Raw genomic sequence first — 7,221 nt, 5'->3', positions numbered from 1 at the left:
GCTTAAAGATTTCTACTCCATGAAAAAGCTGTCCAAAGCCTGCCGCCTGCTGCCGCAGATATTCGGCACTGTGGCTGCCGCTGTAATGGAGATTAAACAGGTAATTGCTGTATTCCATAGCTTTCAGAGCCGGCTCTGATGCCCACTCCGCCGCCTTCTTATACGCCTGTGCAGCCTCGCCTGTTCTGCCTAAAATCCGACAGCACTGCCCCATCAGGTTCGCTATCTTTTCCCCATAGCCATACACCTTTTCCGAGGGCAGCTGAATATCTTTCAGTTCTTTATAAGCACTGACATAACGCTTCTCCATAAAAAGAATCCTGGCATGAAGGAACTGCGTAAAAAAATCATGCGGAAGAAGTGCATTAAGCTTATCCCAGGCCTGCATAGCTCCGCGGCTGTCCTCCTGCTCAATATACAGGCTGACCATCAGCCTTGCCGCTTCCACCGGATCATGGGGAGCCAGCTCCTCAATATATTTCCGTGCGGCAGTATAGTCCCGTCTGTCCAGGCTGTTATAGATGCTATTGTACAGTTTTTCCATCTTCCCACCGCTTTTCATTCAAGTTACAGCAAGCGCCTTGGTATGTGCTTCCACGCTCACTCAAATATATTCTACCAACAATGCTTCCCATTGCAAACAAAAAAGCTCTGATGTTAATGACAATGAATACTATGTTATAATCTAACAACAGCTGGAACCGGACACCGGGAAGGATTCATTTTCTTAACACGGAATACGGTTCTTTATGCGAGGAAATGGAAACACACTCTTCCGCACAGATCTGTAAGATGTACGGTGTTCCCTTCATCGGTCTCCGTGTCCTGTCAAACGCAGAGCTCCACGGTGAGTCCTTTAATCCCGAAGCCGGCGTAATCAGTCAGGAGTTTACCCTTATGGTTGTCAAGGCTTACTACGCTGAGCTTCAGGAATCACAAAAGTAACTGCAGTAGTTGTTCATAACGCAGGCGGCATTTTACATACAAAAAGGACCTTCTCCAATAGAGAAGGTCCTGATTCAGCCTATTTGATTTTATGCCGTTGCGCCGAATCTTCTGAGCAGAATGCGGCCGATAGCCGTGCGGACATCATCAGAGGTGAAGTTCGTCTCATCACCTGCATGTCTTGCTTTAGCTGTTTCCGTTACGTCTTTTACAACTTCCGGCAAAATCATGTTCTGCAGTTTGATAGCATCCTCTCTTGAGAAAGAATACTTCAATGCGTTGTACATCATCGTCCAAACTGCGAATGTCAGATCTGTTTTATCCTGTGTTGCATCAACTTTTTCCTGTGCCAAATTAATTCTCCTTCCTTACTTATGGCGATACCCCTGTCTTACCAACGGCATCTAAATCCACTTTCAGGAAGACAATCAAATCATCCACGATATATTGTCTTGCCACGGTAAAACAAAGCCGATTAATATGCTACCATAATTATTTCAAATAAGCAACCATTTCATACAATTTTAATCGTCCTATTTTTTACCCTTATTATTTGAATATTATCCCAACGCGAAGCGTTGCAATTTCTTTTTATCTTTTATTTTTATGGCACCCCGCCGAACCTCGACAATGCCCTCCTGTGCGAATAATTTCAAAAGACGGCTGACGACCTCACGGGCACTTCCCATGTATCTTGCAATCTGTTCATGGGTAATGCGCAGCTCGTCACTTCCAAGCTTTGTGCTCTCGTCCCTGAGGAACATAGCCAGGCGCTGGTCAGCGCTCAAAAAGAGAATCTGCTGCAGCTTCCAAAGCATATCGCTGAGACGCTCGGATGCCTTCTCATATGCGCAGCAGCGCACATATATATTTTCATCGGCAAGCCGGCGGAATGCATCAGACTCAGTCAGCAGAACCTCAGTATCCGCCTCTGCCTCAATGAGCACATGAAATGTCACCGACTGAAGGGCGCAGGCCGCCGACATAACGCCCACATCTCCGACCTCGAGACGGTAAAGCGTAACATCGCGTCCGTCAGGAGATAAAGTATACGTTCTGAGGCTTCCCTTTTTCACAAGGAGCACCCCCGCGCAGCGGTCGCTGTCGCTTTGCACCATTTCACCCTTTTTAAAGCTCACGGGATACGTATGGTCATTGAGAAACGAACGCTGCGAATCCGTAAGCTGCTGCCAAAAGGCAAATTTACGGATATAAAGGTCTGTTGCTGTCTTTTTCATTCCGCCGCCTACCTTCTTTCACTCACCGGGGAAAAACTCTCTAATTACTTCCTTTTCTGTCGGCTTGCCAAAATAAGAGCCGATGATAAAGAACAGAAGCGATACCGTGATACCGATTGTAATCTGGTGCAGGCCAAGAATCTTAAAGCCCAGGAACTGCGTCACGCAGTAGGCTATAGTACCGCCGCCCATGGAGAGCAGCGCGCCCATGCGGTTCGCCTTTTTCCAGTAGAGTCCCAGAAGCAGCGTCCAGAAGAATGCCGTTTCAAGGCCGCCGAAGGCGAACATGTTGATAATCCAGATAAGGCTAGGCGGCGTCAGCGCGATAAAGAACACAACCGCTCCGATAAACGCCGTCGCCAGCATGGACAGGAAGCGGAGCTTTTTGTCAGGAACGCTCTCGCCCGCCTTTTTCTTCTGATGGAGATATACGTCCTTCAAAATAGCCGAGGACGCAACAATCAGAAGGCCTGAGATAGTCGAAACAGATGCCGCCAGCGGACCTATGATAGCAAAGCCCACAAGATACGACGGCATGGAAGCCACAATGGTCTTGGGAATAATATAGTCAACACCGCCATAGCTTTCAAGAGATCCCGTCAGCACACCGTGTGCGAGAATACCCGTGAAATTGACACCGATATTCATAAAGCCGACAACAACCGTACCGATAATCATTGCACGGTGCAGGCTTTTTGTGTCCTTGTAGCTTATACCGCGGACTACAGACTGCGGCAGCGCAATGGTGAAAATACCTACAAGAAGCCACTGGGTGAGATAAAGCCCTATGGGCATATTTCCTGCCGAAAGCGGCTCAAGCATCTCCGGGTGGTTCGCATGAATATTTTCCATTATAGCTGTGTAGCCGCCGCCTGCATCAAGTACACATGAGAACAGCAGCACGATGCCGATCATCATCATGATTGCACAGCAGGTATCCGTCAGAGCAACGGCACGGAAGCCGCCAACCGTTGTATAGACGACAACCACAAGACCGAAAAGCAAAAGCCCCATCTCGTAGCTGTAGCCCGTGACCGTAGCAAAGAGCTTCGCTCCGCCTACGAACTGCGCCGTCATTGTGCCGCAGAAAAACAGCACAATAATGAACGCTGCCATGCCCGCGAGAAAATCCGAGCGGAAACGCTCGCGGATAATATCTACAACGGTAACCGCGTTAAACTTTCTCGAAAGAAGTGCCACGCGTTTGCCAAAGATGCCCAGCACAAGGAAAATCGCCGTTACCTGCACCACCGCCATGTAAATCCAGCCGAAGCCGATTTTCCATGCCATGCCCGGACCGCCGACAAAGGAGCTCACCGAGCTGTAGGTAGCGACTGTTGTCATGGCGAGAACGAATCCGCCAAGGTCATGATTGCCTATAAAATACTGCTGCACGAAATTTTTCGAGCCGCCCTGTTCCTGCTGATGACGCACATAAAAGCCAATGCCTATCATGAACGTCATAAAACAGAGCAGCGGCAAAAGCGACAGGAGGTTGCCTTCATTCTGCATGGTTTTCCTCCTTCTCGTCCAGCGGCATATCACGGAACACAAAGGACGTCAGGCATTTCACAAGAATAATCGTAAAAATCCATACTCCGAAGCTGGACATAACAGCCCAGAGAGGCATATGAAAAATCTCAATACCCGAATCCTTCAGTCCGAAGCCCGCAAAGAGCCAGAATATGATGAGCGCCAGAAGGGATATCCCCGTCCATGCAGCTTCACGGCATATCTGCCGATATTTTTCTTTTTCAGACATAAAAAATCCCCTTTCCAATGTACTAAAGTGTACCTTAGAAAGGGGATTTTAGCAAATCAGTTAATCAATCTTGTGAATCCAGCCTTCCGGAGCCTCAACGGAGCCCATCTGGATACCTGTGAGCGTTTCATAAAGCTTCGTGATGACAGGACCTGCTGTCTCCATACCGCTTGCAAAGCAGATTTCCTTGCCGTGGTCATTGATTTTTCCGACCGGTGATATGACGGCAGCAGTACCGCACATGCCGCACTCAACGAAATCAGGAACTTCCTTCAGGAATACCTCGCGCTCCTCTACCTGCATGTTGAGGTAATGCTCGGCAACGTAGACGAGGGAACGGCGCGTGATGGACGGCAGAATGCTCGGGGACTTCGGAACGACGAGCTTGTTGTCCTTCGTAACAAAGATAATATTAGCTCCGCCTGCTTCCTCGATTTTTGTGCGGGTTGCCGGATCGAGATAGAAGTTCTCGGCAAAGCCCTCGGCGTGAGCCTGAACACCTGCGTGCAGACTCATGGCATAGTTCAGGCCTGCCTTGATATGGCCTGTGCCATGCGGTGCGGCGCGGTCGAAATCACTGATCTTGACTACATTCGGTTTAAGGCCGCCTTTGTAATACGGACCAACCGGCATAGTGATAATGCGGAACTGATATTCATCTGCCGGCTTAACTCCGATAACAGCGCTGGAAGCGAACATGTACGGACGAATGTAAAGCGTAGCACCGGAGCCATACGGCGGAACGTAATCAGCATTTGCCTTTACGACCTCATGAACAGCCTCGATGAATTTATCCTTCGGGAACGGAGGCATCTCCAGATATTTTGCCGTATCATACATACGCTCTGCGTTAAGGTCAGGACGGAAGCATACAATGTCGCCCTCCTTCGTGGTATACGCCTTGAGTCCCTCAAAGCAGGACTGCGAATACTGCAGTACGCCCGCGCACTCGCTGATTACTACCATCGGGTCTTCCGTAAGTCCGCCTTCCTCCCATTTCCCGTCTTTGAAATTGCAGACATACCGTTTGTCGGTAACACGGTATTCAAACCCGATATTTCCCCAGTCAATGTCCTTCTTTGCCATACACAATCCCTCCAAAATATTTCTGCACCCACAGCAGTTTTTTGTAATACATTTGTCCATTCGTATTATTCGAAAGATGTAACCTTACGAACGAGATTAGCTATAGTTTATTCTTTTTTGTGCAACTTTGCAACAGATAATCCGAGAAAAATCTTGTGCATACAAACAAAAAGGAGCCGTGAATTTCACAGCTCCCAAACATTTCATGTATTTATCCCAATATCGGGCTCAGCAGAAGCTCCGCAAAGCCCACAATCTCACCAATGGGGCTGAAGCCCTTTCCCATGGACTCATCCGCCACCATGTCGATACGGCCCGTTTCCTTCCCGTCGTAAGTCACAACGAGCTCGCCCACCTTATCCCCCGCTTTTATCGGAGCGTGGATAAATCTAGGCATTTCCATGCGGTAGCCGCAGCGGTCGGAGCGTTCATTGTCGAAAAGAACATACCTTATGTCCTCTCTCGGGTGTGCAGTGACTTTATAGGTTGAACCGTCATGCACCCACACCGACTGACCGAGCTGCTCTTTTACAGGGCCTTTCGTAACACGTACTCTCGAAAAGCCGTAGTCCATCAGCTTCACAGTATCGCGGAAGCGGTCCTTTGTATCGGGAGCGTTGAGAACGATACTGATAAGTGTAACATTTCCCCGTGTGGCAGCCCCTGCAAAGCAGCCACCCGCAGCATTCGTCCAGCCTGTCTTTAACCCTGCCATTCCCGGATAAACGCCCAGAAGCTCGTTGGTTGTCTCAACGGAAAGCCCCAGAGTTCGCGGAGACTGCCAGTAAACGTCCTTTTTCCTCATGCCCGCAATACGGCGAAATTCAGGATTGTTCCATCCATAACGGGCAATCATCATCATATCGCGCGCCGTGGATACGTGCTGTGCCTCCGTAAGCCCATTCGGATTTGCGAACCGCGTCTTTGACGCGCCGATATCACGCGCCTTCTTCGTCATCTTATCCGCAAAAGCAGGGACAGATGACGCCATCTGCTCCGCGATAGCCACAGCCGCTCCGTTGTCGGAGACAATCATCATTTCCTCCACAAGGTCGCCCATGCGTACAGCACGTCCCGCAGCATCGTCAAGCCATGTATCCTCTGTAGCCGCCGCGCTCGGACTGATAACCACCGTTGAATCCATGGACGTATTCTCGATTGCAAGAATACACGTCATCATCTTTGTGAGGCTTGCAGGGTGCATCAGACGGTCTGCATTTTTTTCATATACAACACGGCCCGTAGACGCCTCAACAACAATGGCTGCCTCTGCCGTAATCCAAGGCTCCCTCGGTGCCGCAGACACGGCTTCGGAAAATATCAAAAGGCAGACTGCCGCGCAGATAAAGAGACGCGCCGCGCCTGAAAATCTATTCCATAATCGTTCCATTTTAATACGTATACTCCTTCAAAACATAAAAGGTTCCCTGCGCTTTAAGGCAGACATCACCGAACTCGTCTATGACATCAGCCTCGCATACCATTGTATGCTGCCCGTTGTGCACGACTTTTCCTACTGCGAAAACATGCGTCCCCTCGGGAAGGGCCTTCAGATAATTCATATTCATGGAAAGAGTCACCACACGCTTGTTGCATCCGAGGCATGCACCGCCCATGGCCGTATCCGCCAGCACCATTGCAAGGCCCCCGTGGGCGATTCCATATATATTCGTCAGGTTATGAGTCACCTCGGCATCAAGCCGCACCTCACCGTATGTGAAGCTTGTGACATCAACTCCCATAGTCTCAAGCATGGGATTCTTGCCTTTGAAAAAACCGATTTTATTGCGTACCGAGTCAACAATACGCTCATCGTCCTTAAATTCCATCGCCGGGATTATGCCTCCTCGTTGAACGCGGTAATCTCAACACCGTTTTCTACGGCATGAAGAATCTTCATGAATTCGTCGCCTGTGATAGTTTCCTTTTCATACAGATAATCCGCCAGTCTGTTAAGGGCATTGCTGTTCTCCGTGAGAATAGCCTTTGCCTTTTCATGCTGCTCTTTTACCAGTGCCACAACCTTGCGGTCAATTTCACGCTGCATATCCGGAGAGCACATGAGCGAAGTGTCTCCGCCAAGATACTGATTCGTTACCTGCTCCATAGCCACCATACCGAACTCGTCGCTCATGCCATACCGTGTAATCATGGCACGGGCCAGCTTCGTTGCGCGCTCGATATCGTTTG

The 7,221-nt window shown here is 49.4% G+C and carries 9 protein-coding genes and 1 pseudogene; 1 reads left to right on the top strand and 9 read right to left on the bottom strand.

The window, feature by feature from the left end:
* The coding region (locus ACY69O_RS01510; RefSeq protein ID WP_462331704.1) for a tetratricopeptide repeat protein at positions 1-544 on the bottom strand (544 nt) is incomplete at its 3' end.
* Positions 545-717: 173 nt separating this feature from the next.
* Here ACY69O_RS01510 and ACY69O_RS01505 point away from each other — a divergent pair.
* Positions 718-945, top strand: a complete 228-nt coding sequence (locus tag ACY69O_RS01505) for a phosphorylase family protein (RefSeq protein ID WP_462331705.1) — start codon at positions 718-720, stop codon at positions 943-945.
* Between the two features lie 89 nt (positions 946-1,034).
* On the opposite strand, the gene ACY69O_RS01500 is transcribed toward ACY69O_RS01505, so the two are convergent.
* The 8 genes and pseudogenes from ACY69O_RS01500 to ACY69O_RS01465 all read right to left on the bottom strand — a co-directional run.
* The gene (locus ACY69O_RS01500; protein WP_462331703.1) at positions 1,035-1,298 is read right to left on the bottom strand and encodes a hypothetical protein; all 264 of its coding nucleotides are present in this window, start codon (positions 1,296-1,298) and stop codon (positions 1,035-1,037) included.
* Positions 1,299-1,505: 207 nt separating this feature from the next.
* The gene (locus ACY69O_RS01495; protein ID WP_462331702.1) at positions 1,506-2,183 is read right to left on the bottom strand and encodes a Crp/Fnr family transcriptional regulator; all 678 of its coding nucleotides are present in this window, start codon (positions 2,181-2,183) and stop codon (positions 1,506-1,508) included.
* Positions 2,184-2,201: 18 nt separating this feature from the next.
* Entirely contained in the window at positions 2,202-3,695 is a 1,494-nt protein-coding gene (gene panF, locus ACY69O_RS01490; RefSeq protein WP_462331701.1) for a sodium/pantothenate symporter, read from the bottom strand.
* Positions 3,685-3,945: a YhdT family protein gene (locus tag ACY69O_RS01485; protein ID WP_462331700.1), complete on the bottom strand. Its 261-nt coding sequence runs from the start codon at positions 3,943-3,945 to the stop codon at positions 3,685-3,687. Before ACY69O_RS01485 ends, panF begins: the two co-directional genes overlap by 11 nt.
* Positions 3,946-4,005: 60 nt before the next feature.
* Positions 4,006-5,031, bottom strand: a complete 1,026-nt coding sequence (locus tag ACY69O_RS01480) for a branched-chain amino acid aminotransferase (RefSeq protein ID WP_462331699.1) — start codon at positions 5,029-5,031, stop codon at positions 4,006-4,008.
* Between the two features lie 211 nt (positions 5,032-5,242).
* Positions 5,243-6,421, bottom strand: a complete 1,179-nt coding sequence (locus tag ACY69O_RS01475) for a D-alanyl-D-alanine carboxypeptidase family protein (protein ID WP_462331698.1) — start codon at positions 6,419-6,421, stop codon at positions 5,243-5,245.
* A 1-nt stretch (position 6,422) separates the two neighbouring features.
* A complete protein-coding gene (locus ACY69O_RS01470; protein ID WP_462331697.1) occupies positions 6,423-6,860 on the bottom strand; it encodes a PaaI family thioesterase in 438 nt (145 codons plus the stop codon).
* Between the two features lie 8 nt (positions 6,861-6,868).
* Positions 6,869-7,221, bottom strand: a pseudogene (locus ACY69O_RS01465) (ATP-dependent zinc metalloprotease FtsH); the annotation flags it as partial.

It is taken from the genome of Schwartzia sp. (in: firmicutes) (assembly GCF_978017985.1).
Note: the sequence above shows the minus strand (reverse complement) of the source record. Positions and strands in the feature narration are given on the sequence as shown.

What these genes read in the sequence shown, in the direction of transcription:
- ACY69O_RS01480 (WP_462331699.1), bottom strand. Translation starts at nt 5,031, where the DNA reads ATGGCAAAGAAGGACATTGACTGGGGAAATATCGGGTTTGAATACCGT.
- panF (WP_462331701.1), bottom strand. Translation starts at nt 3,695, where the DNA reads ATGCAGAATGAAGGCAACCTCCTGTCGCTTTTGCCGCTGCTCTGTTTT.
- ACY69O_RS01485 (WP_462331700.1), bottom strand. Translation starts at nt 3,945, where the DNA reads ATGTCTGAAAAAGAAAAATATCGGCAGATATGCCGTGAAGCTGCATGG.
- ACY69O_RS01470 (WP_462331697.1), bottom strand. Translation starts at nt 6,860, where the DNA reads ATGGAATTTAAGGACGATGAGCGTATTGTTGACTCGGTACGCAATAAA.
- ACY69O_RS01475 (WP_462331698.1), bottom strand. Translation starts at nt 6,421, where the DNA reads ATGGAACGATTATGGAATAGATTTTCAGGCGCGGCGCGTCTCTTTATC.
- ACY69O_RS01495 (WP_462331702.1), bottom strand. Translation starts at nt 2,183, where the DNA reads ATGAAAAAGACAGCAACAGACCTTTATATCCGTAAATTTGCCTTTTGG.